This is a genomic window from Aequorivita antarctica (assembly GCF_007997155.1).
GTDB classification, from domain to species: domain Bacteria; phylum Bacteroidota; class Bacteroidia; order Flavobacteriales; family Flavobacteriaceae; genus Aequorivita; species Aequorivita antarctica.
Map to the genome: position 1 here is coordinate 1 of NZ_VORT01000014.1, position 17,099 is coordinate 17,099.

Genomic DNA, 17,099 nt, shown 5'->3' on the forward strand with positions numbered 1-17,099 from the left:
AAGCATCCCCTCTTTTTAACGGTTCCAAATTCTGCCCATTCCCAACGCTGAACTAAAAAACAAAATCGCTTAAAGCGGCTTATATGGGTTGGGTTTTTATAAATTATGGGGTTGTGCAACGGTTACCGGTGTTGGCAACTGTTTTTTTATTCATCAATAGTATTATTCCCAATATAACGAATTGTAAAATTGGAAGGAAAGCAAGATATCCTCGTAACATTAAACTTCCTTTATTTGCTTTTGCATAATTTTCAAATTCCGTTGAATACTTTTCCATCAAAAAGTCAGTTCCGAAATAAGAGAATAGAAATTGTAATATCAAAATTCCAAAGAATATAGTTATTATAGATTTCAGAGTTTTTCGTGTGTCTATTTCAATCGGTCTGTTGTATTTTTTTATTCCCCAAACCACAATTATTGTAAAAAGAAAGAGACTCATTATTTCAGGTAGCCAAATTGTAGTTATGGGTTTTGTTCCGGCAATTATTAAAACGTACTCAAATAAGTATTCAATTAATCCACAAAATTCACTAATTGAAATATAAGCAAAAGCCCCAATTCCTAATTTGTTAATAAAGTCCGTTTGATTTTTTTTCAATTTTTGTTGAGTTTAAATTATTGGTAAAAGTTTTGTTCTTAATCTCCTTGTCCTATTGGAACTATAACAAAAGCCCATTCAGTCTCATCAGGAACTTTATATTCATCTAAAAATTTTCCACCAAGACCACTAACTTGAGATTGTTTATCCTCAATTTCAAGACCATAAGTTTCTCCAAACATAAATTTCACTCCGTTGTCCAATTTAAGTGTATCAATGTCTTTTAAGTTAAAAACTCGAAACTCATTCGGTTTTATTTTTAGGTTTTCAATAATTCCGATTTCGTTAGAAGTTTCATTGTAAATAAAGACTTTGTATGTTTTCCCAGTTTTATTGTATTTGGCAGGAATTATAGAAATTTCATTTCCTTTTTCGGTGAAAACGTTTCCATTCGAATCAGTCCATTTTTCCACTTTTTCAGATTCAGTTTTCTGTTCCGATTCCGCAGACTTTTCATTAACGTTTTCTGGCGTTTTCTTTTCAGTTTCTTTTTGTCCCCAAGCAGATAATGTCAAAAGGATTATAAAAATTTGAATGTATTTTGTCATTTCTCAAATTGTTGCCAACATGCGGATAAAAGCAACTGTTGCATTTATTCCCAATATATCTTTAATAGTTTAATTTCAAATATAACACAAATCCTTTTATTTCCATAGCACCGTCATCAGCGCTTCCACCTTGGCGTGTAGTACTTTGTTTTTCTTTTAAAGTAGCAAACCACTCCAAACTCTACAATATAATTCCCCCACATCCACTTTTTTCAATTTCTTAAAAAAATCCTAAAAATCTTACTTAATATGATAACGGTCATATTCCATATTCCCTGATTGTTTTTATTTTGTTATTAAGATTTTTAAGTCTTAAATAGTTAACTTAAAACCAACCAATATGCTATCCAAACAACAAGCACGGGCGTTTTTCTTAGTAGGAACGTTCGTAACCTTTTTGATTTTTATTGGCCTCACTATTTATTCCTTCAGTGATGGCCAAGATCAAACCAATTATGAAAACATTACCGCACAGGTGGTACGTGGCAAACACATTTGGGAAAAAAACAACTGTATGGGCTGCCATACCATTCTAGGCGAAGGTGCCTATTATGCGCCAGAACTTACAAAAGTTATTGAACGCCGTGGTGAAGGCTACGTAAAAGCGGTGTTGATGTCTCCAGTGCCTTGGGCGCCAAACGACCGTAAAATGGTTGCCTATGGTTTCTCAGAAGAAGAGGCCTTGGATGTTATTGCCTTCTTTAATTGGATAGGCGAGATAGACCTTAACGGCTTTGAGCGAATTGTATCGCCTTTGGCAAAAGACAAACAACTAACCAACAACTAAGAAATTATGAAATGCCCTTCTGAAGTTTAAACTAACCGAAGAAAATTTAATAGGGCATTCCATCTTCCTATAACTAACAAAAATTATATACAGATGAAATATAAATCTCAAAAAGTAGCCTATTGGTTTTTTGCTTTATCAATGCTGCTACTCGTATTGCAGTTGACCTATGGTTTCATTATGGGTTTCGCCCGTATTGGAATGGACGGTCTGCACGAATATATTCCGTTTAACACAGCACGCGCCGTTCACACTAACCTACTTGTGGTTTGGTTGCTCTCCGGATTTATGGGTGCCGCTTATTACATTATTCCCGAAGAAGCCCAACGCGAACTTGTAAGCGTTAAGTTGGCGTATGTTCAGCTTATTACACTTGCTTTAGTAGGCGTTGCCGCTATTATTGGTTTTCATTTTAATATTTGGGAAGGTCGAAAATTTTTGGAAATTCCACGCCCGCTCGATTATTTAGTAGTTTTAAATGTTCTTTTATTCCTCGCATTGATACTTCTAACGCTTTTTAAAGGAAAACGAAAAACCACAACGGCATTAGTGCTTTCCATGGGGCTTTTGTTTGCAGCCCTACTTTATCTTCCAGGAATGTTGCCTTTTGACAGCCAAGTAACCGATAGTTTTTTTCGCTGGTGGGTAGTTCACCTTTGGGTTGAAGGTGTTTGGGAGCTTATTATGGGCGGTATTCTTGCCTTTTTGCTCATCAAACTTACCGGTGTTGACCGCGAGGTTATTGAAAAATGGCTTTATGTAATCGTTGGACTTACTTTCCTTTCCGGCGTGCTTGGTACTGGTCACCACTATTACTATATAGGTGTAAACAAAATCTGGCTTGTTGTCGGTGGAATTTTCTCAGCTTTGGAACCATTGGCATTTCTTGCAATGGCACTTTTTGCAGTAAATATGTATCGCAAAGGCGAAAAGAAACACCCAAATAAAATTGCGCTGTTTTGGACGCTTGGAGCCGCCATTGTCTCCTTTGTTGGCGCTGGACTTTTAGGCTTTGCGCATACGTTGCCCCAAACCAATCTCTATACGCACGGAACCTTGGTTACCGCAATGCACGCCCACTTAGCTTTCTGGGGTGCTTATGCAATGATTGTTTTGGCGATTATAAGCTACAGTCTTCCTAATATGACCGGACGCAAATTGTATGACGGAACTCGTGGTCGCGTGGCTTTCTGGACTGCAAATATTGGAATGATAGGAATGACGATGGCTTTTGGAGTAGCAGGTGTGGCACAGGTTTATTTGGAACGAAAGTTCGGAATGGAATTTATGGCCGTACAGAAGGAAATAAGCATCCATTTTATAGTGCTTATTATTTGCGCTAGTTTGTTTACCATCGGAATTTTAACCTATATATACGATTTTTACAAACACGGCCTCCCCACAGATGAAGCCATGGAAACCGAAGAGAATAAATTTTTATAAATACTTTAAAAAAAGGCCTGAATTCGGTTACGTTCTTATACCTGAAAACCCTGGAAAGTTCTACTTCATATAAAAACAATTAAAGTTTTCTTTCCAAAAAGAACCGTTCTTCAGGCCTTTTAATAGATAGTTTGTTTGGTCGAGTCCTTCAGCTTTAGTTTAGAAGGGCTCGAACACACAATTAAAATGAAAAATTATGGCGACAACAGAAACTATAAATACAAAACCAATAATGAAGATTTCTTCGGAAGAAGTTTCGGGGAAAGGAAATATACCTTTCTACAAACCTATCCATCGCGAGATTGAAGTTTTTCAGCACGCTTTCAAAAACCGATTGCCAATATTGCTGAAAGGTCCCACAGGAACCGGAAAGACACGATTTGTTGATTATATGGCACATCAGTTGGAGCAATCGCTCATAACCGTTTCATGCCATGAAGAAACCTCTTCCACAGATCTTATTGGACGCTATATTATCAAAGGTGCAGAAACCATTTGGGTGGATGGCCCTTTGACGAAAGCGGTGAAGGAAGGTGCTATTCTTTATTTAGACGAAATAGCCGAAGCCCGCCCAGATGTGATAGTTTCTATACATTCACTTACAGATCATAGAAAGGAACTTTATATTGATAAACTTGGAATTACCGTGAAAGCACACCCAGATTTTATGCTCGTGGCTTCCTTTAATCCTGGTTACCAAAAAGGATTTAAGGAGTTAAAACCTTCTACCCGCCAACGTTTTGTGGCGCTTTCATTTCAATATCCAACTGCAAAGGATGAAACTGAAATAGTGGAAACCGAAACAGGTTTGGATCGCGATACTTCAAAAAAACTGGTAAATATTGCCCATAAAATCAGGAATCTTACCGAATTGGGTCTTACTGAAACCGTTTCCACACGTTTATTGGTGGATGCTGCAATGCTTATAAATAGCGGACTTCCTAAGCGGCTTTCCGTAAAAGTGGCGATTGTAGAGCCTTTGACCGATGACCTTGAAATTACCCAAGCGCTAACAGATTTGTGCGATTTGATGATTTAAGCCAAAGCCATGTTTGAACCCGATGAGTTTATCTTTGCCAAGGTTGCAAAATTTCTAAAACACCGAAAAAAAAGTGCGAAGGAAGCAATTGCGCACACCGTAAAACTTAGCGAAATTAAACCTCGGCTAACATTGGTAGCTCGCGCCGTTACAGGCCATGCAATTGAAATATTTGAGGCGGAACGCGAGGGCGGCTACAAAAACAACAGCTTCTTTTTGCCCGAGCGCTTTTCAGGTTTTGACACTTCAGAAAAAAATCTTGCCTTTTACATTTTTAGAACGCTCTATCTTTCCATCCAGAAAAGCTTTCAGCTAAATTATGAATTGGGTGAAGAGCATACTTTGGAAGAAGCCCAAAAAATTTCCGAAGAGAATTCTGAAAAAGTGTTAAAGGAAATTTTTAACCAATTCCCGGGAACGGAGCAGGTTTATTCTGAATTACTGTTACTTATTGAGGAAAATACTTCGGAAAAAAATCCACCCGATTATTCTTTTATTTATGGGAAATGGATGGAGAATTCCCCCGAAATTCCGAAGAAAAAAGTGCTTCAGAATATTTCAGAAAAAGTAAAATCTGCCATTGAAGAAGAAATAAATACAATTTTGAAAGCCAATGCGGTGGAAGAAATAAAATCTATTGAAGTTGATAAAAAAGCGCAGGAAGATTATATGCTTACCCACAACTTTGAAAAGGCGGAAACCGCAGAAGAGTGGGAGGGCGGCTGGCGCGATTTTGATGGCGATGACGAACTTGACGACCACGCCAATGCGCTTGAAGACCTGAATATGAAGCAAACCGTACGAGTGGACGATCTTACACATTCCATCTATCAAGCAGAATTTATTGAAAACACCACAATTTCAGAAAGTGCCGAATTGGAAGCAGCTGGCCATCACATTCTATATGACGAATGGGATTGTTCCAAACGGGTTTATAAACCCGATTTCTGTAAAGTTTTCCCACAAACGCAGACTGAAATTGATCCTGGATATTACAAAAACACCCTCCGCGAGCACGCTTCTACTTTGATGGGACTGCGCAAAATGCTAACTTCAGTAAACAATAAATTTCAACAACAACGCAGACAATTGCAGGGCGAGGAATTTGACCTCGACGCATTGACGGATTTATATGTTGACGTTCACACGGGGCACACGCCTTCGGAAAACATATATCTCTCAAAACGGAAAAAAGAAAAAGACCTTTCCATTTTAATGCTTTTGGATAGCAGTCTTTCCAGCGATGGATATGCTGCTGGAAACAGGGTGATAGATGTTGAAAAACAGGTTTCAATCCTTTTTGGGGAAATTTTGGATGAATTCAACGTGGATTTTTCTATCGCAGGTTTCTATTCCAAAACCCGAAACCACAGTACTTACTTGACTTTAAAGGATTTTGGAGAACCTTGGCAAAAGGCAAAACACAAAATTGGCGCATTGCAGCCCAGTGGTTATACACGAATTGGTACTGCGCTGAGACATTCGGGAGCCTTGCTGGACAAACGCGACACCAAAAACAAATGGGTTATCCTTATTTCGGACGGAAAGCCCAATGATTATGACAAATACGAAGGCAAATACGGCATCAATGATGTAAAGCAAGCACTTCGGGAATTGAACCAGCGGAACATAAATTCGTATGCGTTGGCGATTGAGGCGCAGGCAAAATATTATTTGCCACAGATGTTTGGGCAGAACCATTTCCAGATTTTGACCACGCCTGTAGAATTGCTGCAATCGCTAGTAAAACTGTACGAAAAAATAAAACATCAAAGCTGAAATGGCCGATACTGTAAAAATTGATTACAAAAATATTTTTTACCCGCCCGGCGGAATATTGATGTGGATTGTTATTTACCTCGAACTCGTTACTTTCGGGATTGCCTTAGTTTTTATGGCATTAAACGCAAGAGCCGAGCCAGAGATGTTTCACGAATCTCGTTTGCTTTTAAATACTGCTTACGGTGCAATAAACACAATTTTCTTGCTTAGCAGTGGTTGGTGCATGGCGCAATCTGTGTATTTTTTGAAAAAAGGAAATTTTAGTAAAAGCAAATTATTTTTAAATCTAACTATCCTTGGAGGTTTTCTATTTCTTGCTTTGAAAAGTGTAGAGTATTACGATAAAGTAGAAGTCGGACTTACCATTGGCTACAATGATTTCTTTGGGTATTATTGGATGCTTACCCTATTTCATGTGGTTCACGTAATTGTCGGAATCGTGATTTTAGCTCTATCCGCAAGAACTCTCCGTAAAAAACCTGAAACCCTAAAAATTGAAGATTATCAATCTGGCGCCACCTTTTGGCATATGTGCGATTTAATTTGGCTGTTGCTTTTCCCAATAATTTATTTACTTTTTTAAAAAATGGAATGGACTTTTAACATCACTTGGTTGGTTTTGATTGTGCTCACAATCATTTCCGCGGTTTTTGCGAATTTGGATTTTGCCTATGTTGCAATTATCATTTTGGGATTGTCATTCCTGAAATTTATAGGCGTGGCATTTTTCTTTATGGAACTTAAAAAGGCGAATGTTTTTTGGAGGGTTTTGTTAGTTGCTTTTTTAGGATTGTTGCTTACTGTTGTTTGGGCGGTTTAAAGCAAAACATAGAAAATAATTTTTTTAAGAACGGGATTAGTGCTTTTTATTGGATACTGTGTTAAGTGCTAACATTTTACATCGAAAATCCCATTTGGGTAATTCGCATTCCACCAGTTCCGACACTCAAATTTCCGCCAAGTGTTACTCCACCAATGTTCATATTTTCATTGTCAATGTTTACTTTAAAATCACCAGCATAAAAGTTTCCAGTTATTCTCAAAATAGCATCTACTTGATTTGTTTTAAGTAGTTCTGGAATCGGTCCAGATTTTGGCAGAGTGGGATTGTCGCTTTCAATTTGCTCAATTTTAATAATTAAGCTTCCATCTGATCTTTTTGCAATTAAATTTTTTTTATCGGATTCAATCTGAATATTTTCGTCAGCCACCACAGGTTTGCTTTTGAAAAGCTTTACTTCTCTTTTGTTTTCAAAATCTTTAATATCGCAATCCACGGCTAAATAAGAGCCTTCTGACCTTTCTCGAAAAATTTCTCGGACTTTAAAAAACTCTTTTAACTTCCCATTAATTTCTACTGTAAAAACTCCATTTGTTCCAATGAACATATTCGAGCCTAACATAATTGCATATTTCATATTTCTTTTTTTTAGGTTGCCCATAACGTTGTTGTGTATGGACCGTTGCGTGTTAAAGCACGAACCATTAAAGATACAAAACTACGCTGGAAAATTCCCAAGAATTTTCCAGATGAGCACAGACCCAGCAATGGTTTATACACGGTGTTAGCAACTGGCTTTTATTTCATTTCATATTTCCAATACAAGTTGCTATATATTAAATAAGTAATTATTAATCTTTGCGTATCACTTTTAAAATCCACTTCATTAACTAATTCAGTTAATATTTCTGAATTCGGATATGAATTATATTGGACTTTATCTTTTGTTGTTAAAATGTATTCGTAATGTTCTTGGTTCTTGAATGAACTCATAACACAATCATAAAATAATTCTTCAAAAAACAATGAGGTCATCAAATTGTTCTCTATAAAATGATTATCATAATTAAATTCGAAAAACTCTTTCTTGAGAAAATCAGTTTTGTCAATATTTGATATTAGAGACAAATAATCTTTTTTGTTAATTCCAGAAAGCAATTTTCCGTTTTCCAAATAGTTTTCAAATTTTTTAATCGAATCAAACACATTAACTGATTTTGCAAATTCCGATTCCGATGTGTTTGGACGGTAAAATATTCCCCTTTCAAACGTTTTGGTGTTAATGCAATTTTGGTATTCCGATTCTGACTCGGTTTTATTGGTTTTACACGAGAGAAGGAAAAGCGTAATTAATATTGATATTATATATTTCAATTTTTGTGCGTGATTTTTTTCAGCTTGTTGCTAACTTGTTTATATCCCCAACTTTTATATGTTTATACCACTAATTCAGTTGGCTATATCCAAGTTTTAAGTTTTTTTACTTGGTGTATTTCCCAAATATACGAATTTACCCCTTCCAACCCCTTTTATATATGTTCCAAACCACTACAGCACTGTAGCATACCTTAAAAAAGAATAGTCTGGTTTTTATTTATAGCCCAATCCGCACCCGTGTATCCACAGCCATGATTGCCCTTTGCGTGCCAATCAAGGGGTTGATGTCCATTTCCATAATTTCCGGGGCGGCTTCTACCAAAGCGGAAAGCCTTTGAATAATATCCACAAATTGGTTTTCGTCCACACCCTCTTGGTCTCTCGCACCCTGAATCAATTTATAACCCCGAAGCGATTGCACCATTTTCTGTGCTTCTACTTTTGAGATGGGGCTCAATCCTGCAGCCACATCGTTTAGCACTTCTATAAAAATTCCGCCCAAACCACAAAGAATGGTGTGGTTGAAGCCAGGCTCTTTCATAACGCCCACAAACAGTTCTAGCCCCGCCAATTGTGGTTGCACCATAACCGCCGTAGCGGAATCTATTTTCATCAACAAATCAAAGGTTTCCGAAACTTCTTCTTTGGAAGATATATTCAGCACCACACCTTTAGCATCACTTTTGTGAAGCGGGCCAACCACTTTCATCACCACGGGAAATTCCATTGAATCCATCGCAGCGAGCAATTTTTCTTTTGAATTTTCAACAATTTCCATCACCCGTGGAATTCCTGCGGCGTCCAATAACTTTTCAGTTTGCTTAGCATTGAGATAGCCTTCTGGAACATTATCAATAACGGAACGTATTTTTTCAACATCTATGTTTGGCAATGAAATTTGTTCCGAAATAGGTTCTGGCGTATTGAAAACCTGCGAAAGTGCTTTCCCCAAAACCACTTCATCCGGAAAATTAATATGTCCTTTTTTCAAAAACGATTGAATTTCGCGCTGTGCGTTCACCACGGATGGCAGCACGGGGAAAATTGGCTTGCTGCAGATTTCCAATTTTACGCTCAAAACATTGTACACATTTTCAACGTCGAAAAGTCCGGGACTACCAAAAACCACGGCCATTGCGTCTATATTTTCAAATTTGTGTTCACAGTAATCAATGATAATGCCCAGCTGTTCCGCCGTTCCCGTTGCCAAAAAATCTATGGGATTGCTGACGGACGAACCTGGATAGAGGAACGATTTCAGCTTTTCGGCATCGGGCCCCGATATTTCTGGAACTTTCAACCCTCCCTTTGAAAGTTCATCGGCCAGCATTACCGCAGAACCACCTGCATGGGTAATAATGGCGATGTTTTTCCCAACCAATTTTTTATAGTTGAAAATGGAAGCCACGCTCAACAGTTGCTCGCGGCTGCTGCAATAAACAATTCCCGCCTTATTGAACAGCGCGCGCACCGTCATATCGCTGCTGGCAATGGCACCCGTATGCGAAGTGGCTGCACGGCTGCCCTCCGCGGTGCTTCCCGCTTTGATGGCCGCTATCTTTGCACCTTTTTTTATTAAGGAAGAAGCGTGTTTCAACAATTTTTTAGGGTTAGAAATGGTTTCCAGATAAAGCAATTTTATAAATGAATCAATTTCTGGATTGAAGTGAATGTCCATATATTCCAGAATATCTTCAACGCCAGTCTGTGCTGCGTTTCCAACCGAAAATACATTTGCAAACGAAACGCCCAACGCCATTCCAGCTTCCATAATAAAAACTGCGGTGGCGCCGGAACCTGAAATAAGGTCGCAACCCTTTGGATTAAATGGCGGAACTGGTGCTGTAAAAACGCCTTTGTAATGTTCGGTAATAACACCGATGCAGTTTGGGCCAATCAAACAACCTCCAACGCTTTCAACTGTTTGTGAGATTTCCTGTTCCCACAGTTTTCCTTGTTCGTCACCTTCTCCAAAGCCTGCGGAAATGATAATGAATGCTTTGGTGTTTTTTTCTTCGGCCAGAATTTTTATAGTCTCAGGACAAAATTTGGCTGGAATAGCAAGTATGGCCAGTTCTGTTTTGGGAATATCCTTTACTTCCGAATAACTTTTTATACCCTGTACCTTTTCTTCTTTTGGGTTAACAACGGACAAACTTCCACGGAAATCCCCGGAGATGATGTTTTTCAGCATATTGCCACCAGGTTTTTTAGCATCGTTGGAAGCGCCGATCACTACAATGGATTTTGGATTGAGCAGTTGTTTGTTTACCATACTTGAGAAAAAATTAAAACGAAATAGAAACCGAAATCAAAATCGCCTGCTCGCTAGAGGAGGGAAATCGACTCAATATCGAAGGTAAGCGAAATTAAAAGATACTTCCGTCTTAAAAACTGATAAAAGTCATATTTTCAGCAATTGTGAAAAGGTATTTTTAGCATCAATTATGGTATTTCGAAATGTACACTAATTCAAGACCTTACATTTTTGTAATTGCAATTTTGCTAACGCTTTTTGGTATTTACAACTATGTTGTTTATAACACCAACGGCTATGTGGCTGCTGAAAAATTATCCCCTTTGGCGGTAAAAGGCCAGCAGTTGTTTCAGAATAACCGTTGCTGGTCGTGCCATCAACTGTACGGTTTGGGCGGGTATTTAGGACCTGACCTCACGAATGTTTATTCAAACGAAAATAAAGGTCCGCTGTACATTAAAGCGTTTTTGAATAGCAGCGTAAAAAGTATGCCGCAGTTTAATTTTTTGGAAGAAGAAAAAGATGCTTTGGTACAATATCTGAAACAGGTGGATGAAACAGGAATCTATCCCAACTACGACGCCGAAATTGAAGCCACGGGTTGGGTGAAACTAAAGTATCGAAATGAAAAGTAAGGCCCCAATTTATTTTCTGCTTTTCGCCATGGTAGCCCTGTTTATGGGAATGTTTTTTGGATTGACGGCTTCATTTCAATATTTAATGCCTGAATTTTTAAAAGAACAAATCCCCTTTTCAAAACTGCGCCCTTTTCACGTTACTTCGGTCATTTCATGGATTGTGCTTTGCGCCACGGGCAGTATTTATTTTTTTCTCACTTATGTAGAAAAATTCAAACTCTTTTCGCCTTTGATGGCGAAGATTCATTTCATCATTTTTCTTTTAACAGGTATTGCCATTTACTTTTCGTTTGCATTTGATTATACCGAAGGAAGAGAGTATTTTGCCTTTGCACCAATTTTGATAATTCCAATTTTAATAGGTTGGGTTTTCTTCGGAATAAATTACTTCAAAACGCTTTATAAAAACGTAAAAGGCTGGCCGGTACATTACTGGATGTGGGGCACAGGCATTGTTTTTATGTGCTACCATTTGATGGAGGCGCATTTTTGGCTTTTCAATTTTTTTAGGTTGAATTTTATCAAAGATTTTTCCGTCCAATGGAAATCAACGGGTTCTTTCACGGGTTCGTGGAATATGCTGGTTTATGGAATTTCAATTTATTTGATGTCCAAAATAAAGAAGGACAGCAATGTGGCTACAAACAAAACCGCTTTTTTCTTCTACTTTTTGGGACTCACCAATTTAATGTTCGGTTGGGCGCATCATACATATTTGTTGCCAACACAACCTTGGATTCGATATGTTGCTTACGCAATAAGTATGACGGAATGGATTGTTTTGGCCTCGATTATTTACAACTGGAAACGCTCGGTTTTAAAAGTTGAAAAGGATATTAATCCAATGGCCTATCGGTTTTTACTGGCAACGGATTTTTGGGTTTTTATAAACGTCATACTCGCATTATTGTTTTCCATTCCCGCCATCAATTTCTTTACGCACGGTACGCATATTACGGTGGCACATTCTATGGGAACTACTATAGGTATTAACACTACCATACTTTTTTCGGCCTTGTTTTTTATCGTTCACCAGCTGTATCCAGATTTTAAAACAGATAGAAAATGGGTAAAAAGAGGCTTTGTTTCTTTCAATATTTCACTATTTATATTTTTTGTTTCCCTCATAATTGCCGGAGCTAAAAGAAGCTATTGGATGTATGTTTCTAAAGACGGATTGTTTTCTGAAATGCAGGATTCGCTCATCCCTTATTACATTTCATTTTTCATTTTTGGAATAGGAATTTTCATTTCCCTTTTAATAGTTGCCTTCCCAATTTTCAAAGCTTTTCTTCAAAAAATTAAACCCTCATAAATGGATTTACATCAAAAAATAACGGAGTTAAAAAAGCAGAAAAATGCCGTCATCCTCGCGCATTATTACCAAGTACCCGAAATTCAGGAAGTGGCGGATTATGTTGGCGACAGTTTGGGTCTTTCACAAAAAGCGGCTGAAACAGATGCAGAAATCATTGTTTTTGCCGGCGTTCATTTTATGGCTGAAACCGCCAAGATATTGAACCCTAACAAAAAAGTCTTGTTGCCGGATTTGATGGCTGGTTGTTCCCTGGCAGATTCTTGCCCAGCAGATGTGTTTCGGAAATTAGTTGAGGCCCATCCAGGTTATACGGTGATTACCTATGTTAATTGCTCTGCGGAAGTAAAAGCTTTAAGCGATATTATTTGCACGTCCTCCAATGCAGAGAAAATTGTAAATTCCGTCCCGAAAGACGTCCCAATTATTTTTGCACCCGATAAAAATCTGGGAAAATATATACAGAAAAAAACCAGAAGAAAAATGCTGCTCTGGGATGGGGCTTGCATTGTGCACGAAGCATTTTCAATAGATAAACTTTTGAAATTGTACAAAGAAAATCCCGGTTCAAAAATAATTGCGCATCCTGAAAGTGAAAGCCACATTTTAGAAACAGCGACCTATGTTGGTTCCACGGCTGGAATGATAGATTATGTGAAAAAACATCCTTCTGAAAAATTTATAGTTGCCACCGAAGCTGGAATTCTTCATAAAATGCAACAACAAGTACCGCAAGCTGTGTTGATTCCTGCTCCAGCGGAAGAGGACAATACGTGCGCTTGCAGCGAATGTGCTTTTATGAAGATGAACACTTTGCAAAAATTGTACGACTGTCTGCTGAACGAATCCCCGCAGATAGAAGTTTCCGAAGAAATACGAAAAAAAGCCATTCTGCCCATTGAACGGATGCTTGAATTATCGAAATAATGAAGGAGACCAATTTTTTAATTATCGGTTCAGGAGCTGCGGGTTTAACGCTTGCAGTGAAACTTGCCGAAAAATTTCCAAAGAAAAAAATAACGATTGTAACCAAAGCCCACCAATCAGAATCGAACACCAAATATGCCCAAGGTGGCGTGGCGGCGGTCTTTGATTTAAAGGAAGATTCATTTCAAAAACATATTGAAGACACGCTTATTGCTGGCGACGGACTTTGCGACAAATCCGTTGTTGAAATGGTAATAAAGGAAGGCCCCAAAAGATTGAAGGAGCTGATGGAATGGGGCGCCAATTTTGATACCGATGCAAATGGCGAATTCACTTTGGGTAGGGAAGGGGGGCATTCCGAATTTAGGGTGATTCATCATAAGGATACCACTGGAAACGAAATTGAACGCACGCTTTTGGAACGTACCAATCGTTTGCAAAACATTACCCTGCTTCCACATCATTTCGCAATAGATTTAATTACCGAACATCATTTAAATACTAGTAAAAATGAAGAGATTTCGTGTTACGGAGCTTATGTTTTGGACCAGATTTCGGGAAGCATTTTTACTATAAAAGCAGATTGCACTACGCTTGCTTCTGGCGGAATGGGGCAAGTTTATGGTCACACTACTAATCCCACAGTTGCCACAGGTGATGGTATTGCAATGGCATATCGTGCAAAGGCTCGCATACAAAACATGGAGTTTATCCAGTTTCACCCAACGGCATTTTACGATGGAAATAACGGGGCTTCCTTTTTGATTTCTGAGGCTGTTCGTGGGTTTGGAGCTTTTCTTCGAAATAAAAATGGCGAACGGTTTATGTTGAATTATGACGGACGAGGCGAATTGGCTTCCCGTGATATCGTTTCGCGCGCTATAGATTCCGAAATGAAAAAATCGGGTGATGATTGCGTTTATTTGGACTGTACCCATCTTGATTTTGAAGAATTCAAAAAGCATTTTCCAAATATTTTTGAAACCTGTTTTCAAAGAAACATTGACGTTTCAAAAGATTGGATTCCGGTAGTGCCGGCATCACATTACTTATGTGGCGGAGTTGTTGTCGACATGGACGGAAAAACTTCGTTGAAAAATCTTTTTGCCTGTGGAGAGTGTTCATACACAGGTTTGCATGGGGCCAATCGATTGGCATCCAACTCATTGCTTGAAGCCTTAGTTTATGCCGACTGTATTTTTAATTATCTCTGTAATCATATGCCTTTACAGGCGACCAAAGCCATCCCTGAATGGAACGATGAGGGTACAATTTTGTTAAACGCTTCAGAAACCCTTCAACGAAAAACTGAGGAATTGCAGCAGTTGATGCGAAGGTTTGCAGGTGTTGTGCGCAACAATGATGATTTGAAAACGGCTTCCCTCCAATTGGAGAAATTATATTTTGAAACCGAATTCCTTTATCAAAAGCACAAGCTCAACACGGCACTTTCCCAACTTAGGAATATGGTAAATGTGGCACATTTGATTATTCAGCAATCCTTAAAAAGAAAAGAAAACTGCGGTGGATTTTACAACGAAGATTACGAAAAAATAAAAGAAATAATATGAAGACTTTAATAGAAAACGCAGTAATAAAAGCAATGGATTATTCCGGTTACAACTTGCTTTTCAAACAATTGGTGGAAGAGGGCAGAACTACTGGAGAGCAAACCCCGGAAAAAATAAACTATACAAAATTGAATTTTAGCAGAACAAAACGTCTGGACAAAACCGCTGAAATTCCGGAAGAGAGTATTGATGCTTTCAAAAGTATTTCTGAAAAACAAACTTGGCTGGTGATCAGCGAGCCTTGGTGCGGCGATGCCGCGCAAACGCTTCCTTTTTTGAACAAGATTTCGCAACTTACCGAAAACATCGAATTAAAAATTGTACTTCGCGATGAAAATCCTGAATTTATGGATAAATTTCTTACCAATGGCTCGCAGTCCATTCCGGTGGTTATTATGCTTGATGAAGATTTTAACGTGTTTCAAACTTTTGGTCCACGTTCCACAAATGCTACAAAGTTGGTGAATGATTACAAAGCACAACATGGAAAAATTGATGATACTTTTAAGGAAATGCTACAGGTTTGGTACAATACTGATAAAGGGGTTTCTATTGTAAATGATATTTTGGAAACGATTCTTACTACAAAAGATACTTTCTGACAATTATCATTTTTATGAAATTATAATTATCCCACCTTTGTATCATCATTCTCCAAAGCCTTGGTGACGGAGTAAAAAATTAAATTATGCAAATCGTTTCTGCCGAAGAGGCTGTATCTATAGTAAGTTCAAATAATCGTGTGTTTTTTCAAGGAGCGGCAATGACGCCCAATTTATTGATAGACACTTTGTGCGAAAGATATCGCGAACTGAAAAATGTTGAAATAATACAAATTCATACGCACGGCGAAGCCAAGTACACTATGGAACCCTTTACCGATGCCTTCCATCTTTCCAGTTGTTTTGTGGGAGAGAACGTTCGAAAAGGTGTAAACACTTCATTTGGGGACTATATTCCTATTTTTTTGAGTGAGATCCATTGGCTTTTCAAAAGAAATATTTTGCCTTTGGATGTAGCTTTTATTCAGGTTTCGTCTCCAGATAGGCACGGGTATTGTTCCCTTGGTGTTTCTGTAGATGTTACCTTGTCAGCCATCCAGACTGCTAAAAAAGTTATCGCCCAAATAAATCCACAAGTTCCGAGAACACACGGGGATGGCATTATACATATAAAAAATATAGACTTCGCTGTAGAAATTGATACCCCAATTCACGCTTCTGCGCTAGGTATTCCTACAGAGGTAGAGGCCATCATCGGCAGGCATGTTGCCAGTTTGGTTGAAGATGGTGCTACCCTTCAAATGGGCATTGGTAATATTCCCAACGCGGTGCTTCACAACCTTCGCAATCACAAACGTCTGGGGATCCATACAGAAATGTTTAGCGACGGAATTCTTCCCTTAATTGAAAAAGGAATTATCACAGGCGAGGAAAAAGTGATTAAGCCTGGAAAAATAGTTACCTGTTTCGCAATGGGTACCCAAAAATTATACGATTTTATCGATGATAACCCAATTGTCCATTTTAAGGAGGCGTCTTATACCAACGATACCGCTATCATTAGGCGAAACCCAAAAGTAACAGCCATCAATAGTGCAATAGAAATTGATCTTACAGGCCAAGTTTGTGCGGACAGCATCGGGATGTACCAATATTCTGGAGTTGGGGGGCAAATGGATTTTATTCGCGGCGCATCGCTTTCGGAAGGAGGGAGGCCCATTATTGCAATGCCTTCAATTACTAATAAAGGTGTTTCTAAAATCACTCCATTTTTAAAAGAAGGCGCTAGTGTAACTACTACGCGGGCTCACGTTCATTATGTGGTTACTGAATACGGAGTAGTGAATCTTTTTGGAAAAGGACTGGAGCAGCGTGCGAAAGCACTTATTTCCATAGCGCATCCAGAGCATCGGGAAGCATTGGAGAGGGCAGTAAAATTGCGGTTTCACTAACCTTTTTTTTAAATAAAATGTTCTTGTAAAGTTGAAAATCCACCTCCTCAGACTTTAAGGTGTTTTTATACTTTTTAATTGC

General features: G+C 38.4%; 17 protein-coding genes. 12 read left to right on the plus strand and 5 right to left on the minus strand.

Translation table 11 applies throughout. From position 1 onward, the window contains the following. Positions 1-103: 103 nt before the first annotated feature. Together ESU54_RS15450 and ESU54_RS15455 are read right to left on the minus strand one after the other, a co-directional pair. Positions 104-598, minus strand: a complete 495-nt coding sequence (locus tag ESU54_RS15450; protein ID WP_111845353.1) for a hypothetical protein — start codon at positions 596-598, stop codon at positions 104-106. A gap of 38 nt (positions 599-636) precedes the next feature. Beyond that, positions 637-1,146, minus strand: coding sequence for a hypothetical protein (locus tag ESU54_RS15455; protein WP_111845354.1), 510 nt, complete (start codon positions 1,144-1,146; stop codon positions 637-639). A 340-nt stretch (positions 1,147-1,486) separates the two neighbouring features. On the opposite strand from ESU54_RS15455, the gene ESU54_RS15460 reads away from it, so the two are divergent. From ESU54_RS15460 to ESU54_RS15485, 6 genes are all read left to right on the plus strand, one after another. Further along, positions 1,487-1,933, plus strand: a complete 447-nt coding sequence (locus ESU54_RS15460; RefSeq protein WP_111845355.1) for a c-type cytochrome — start codon at positions 1,487-1,489, stop codon at positions 1,931-1,933. A gap of 93 nt (positions 1,934-2,026) precedes the next feature. Beyond that, entirely contained in the window at positions 2,027-3,376 is a 1,350-nt protein-coding gene (locus ESU54_RS15465) for a cbb3-type cytochrome c oxidase subunit I (protein ID WP_111845356.1), read from the plus strand. A 196-nt stretch (positions 3,377-3,572) separates the two neighbouring features. Then, positions 3,573-4,415, plus strand: a complete 843-nt coding sequence (locus ESU54_RS15470; RefSeq protein ID WP_317046629.1) for a CbbQ/NirQ/NorQ/GpvN family protein — start codon at positions 3,573-3,575, stop codon at positions 4,413-4,415. A gap of 9 nt (positions 4,416-4,424) precedes the next feature. Next, positions 4,425-6,194 carry a nitric oxide reductase activation protein NorD gene (locus tag ESU54_RS15475; RefSeq protein WP_111845357.1) on the plus strand — a complete coding sequence of 590 codons (1,770 nt, stop codon included), beginning with the start codon at positions 4,425-4,427 and terminating at the stop codon, positions 6,192-6,194. Between the two features lies 1 nt (position 6,195). Continuing rightward, a complete protein-coding gene (locus ESU54_RS15480; protein WP_111845358.1) occupies positions 6,196-6,780 on the plus strand; it encodes a cytochrome c oxidase subunit 3 in 585 nt (194 codons plus the stop codon). A 3-nt stretch (positions 6,781-6,783) separates the two neighbouring features. Beyond that, positions 6,784-7,017, plus strand: a complete 234-nt coding sequence (locus ESU54_RS15485) for a cytochrome C oxidase subunit IV family protein (protein WP_111845359.1) — start codon at positions 6,784-6,786, stop codon at positions 7,015-7,017. 76 nt (positions 7,018-7,093) lie between these two features. On the opposite strand, the gene ESU54_RS15490 is transcribed toward ESU54_RS15485, so the two are convergent. From ESU54_RS15490 to ESU54_RS15500, 3 genes are all read right to left on the minus strand, one after another. Next, positions 7,094-7,615, minus strand: coding sequence for a hypothetical protein (locus ESU54_RS15490; protein WP_146744025.1), 522 nt, complete (start codon positions 7,613-7,615; stop codon positions 7,094-7,096). Positions 7,616-7,776: 161 nt separating this feature from the next. Beyond that, entirely contained in the window at positions 7,777-8,352 is a 576-nt protein-coding gene (locus ESU54_RS15495) for a hypothetical protein (RefSeq protein WP_146848145.1), read from the minus strand. A gap of 220 nt (positions 8,353-8,572) precedes the next feature. Further along, the gene (locus ESU54_RS15500; RefSeq protein WP_111845362.1) at positions 8,573-10,630 is read right to left on the minus strand and encodes an acetate--CoA ligase family protein; all 2,058 of its coding nucleotides are present in this window, start codon (positions 10,628-10,630) and stop codon (positions 8,573-8,575) included. A 185-nt stretch (positions 10,631-10,815) separates the two neighbouring features. On the opposite strand from ESU54_RS15500, the gene ESU54_RS15505 reads away from it, so the two are divergent. The 6 genes from ESU54_RS15505 to ESU54_RS15530 all read left to right on the plus strand — a co-directional run bounded on the left by ESU54_RS15505 (position 10,816) and on the right by ESU54_RS15530 (position 17,017). Further along, on the plus strand, positions 10,816-11,247 hold the full coding sequence (locus ESU54_RS15505; RefSeq protein ID WP_111845363.1) for a c-type cytochrome: 432 nt from the start codon (positions 10,816-10,818) through the stop codon (positions 11,245-11,247). Further along, on the plus strand, positions 11,237-12,565 hold the full coding sequence (locus ESU54_RS15510; RefSeq protein ID WP_111845364.1) for a cbb3-type cytochrome c oxidase subunit I: 1,329 nt from the start codon (positions 11,237-11,239) through the stop codon (positions 12,563-12,565). Before ESU54_RS15505 ends, ESU54_RS15510 begins: the two co-directional genes overlap by 11 nt. Beyond that, on the plus strand, positions 12,566-13,492 hold the full coding sequence (gene nadA / locus ESU54_RS15515) for a quinolinate synthase NadA (protein WP_111845365.1): 927 nt from the start codon (positions 12,566-12,568) through the stop codon (positions 13,490-13,492). Then, positions 13,492-15,063 (plus strand): L-aspartate oxidase, encoded by a 1,572-nt coding sequence (gene nadB / locus ESU54_RS15520; RefSeq protein ID WP_111845366.1) that lies wholly within the window; start codon positions 13,492-13,494, stop codon positions 15,061-15,063. The genes nadA and nadB overlap by 1 nt, the downstream gene beginning before the upstream one ends. Then, positions 15,060-15,665 carry a thioredoxin family protein gene (locus ESU54_RS15525; protein WP_111845367.1) on the plus strand — a complete coding sequence of 202 codons (606 nt, stop codon included), beginning with the start codon at positions 15,060-15,062 and terminating at the stop codon, positions 15,663-15,665. Before nadB ends, ESU54_RS15525 begins: the two co-directional genes overlap by 4 nt. Before the next feature lie 86 nt (positions 15,666-15,751). Then, positions 15,752-17,017 carry an acetyl-CoA hydrolase/transferase family protein gene (locus ESU54_RS15530; protein WP_111845368.1) on the plus strand — a complete coding sequence of 422 codons (1,266 nt, stop codon included), beginning with the start codon at positions 15,752-15,754 and terminating at the stop codon, positions 17,015-17,017. Positions 17,018-17,099 lie beyond the last annotated feature (82 nt).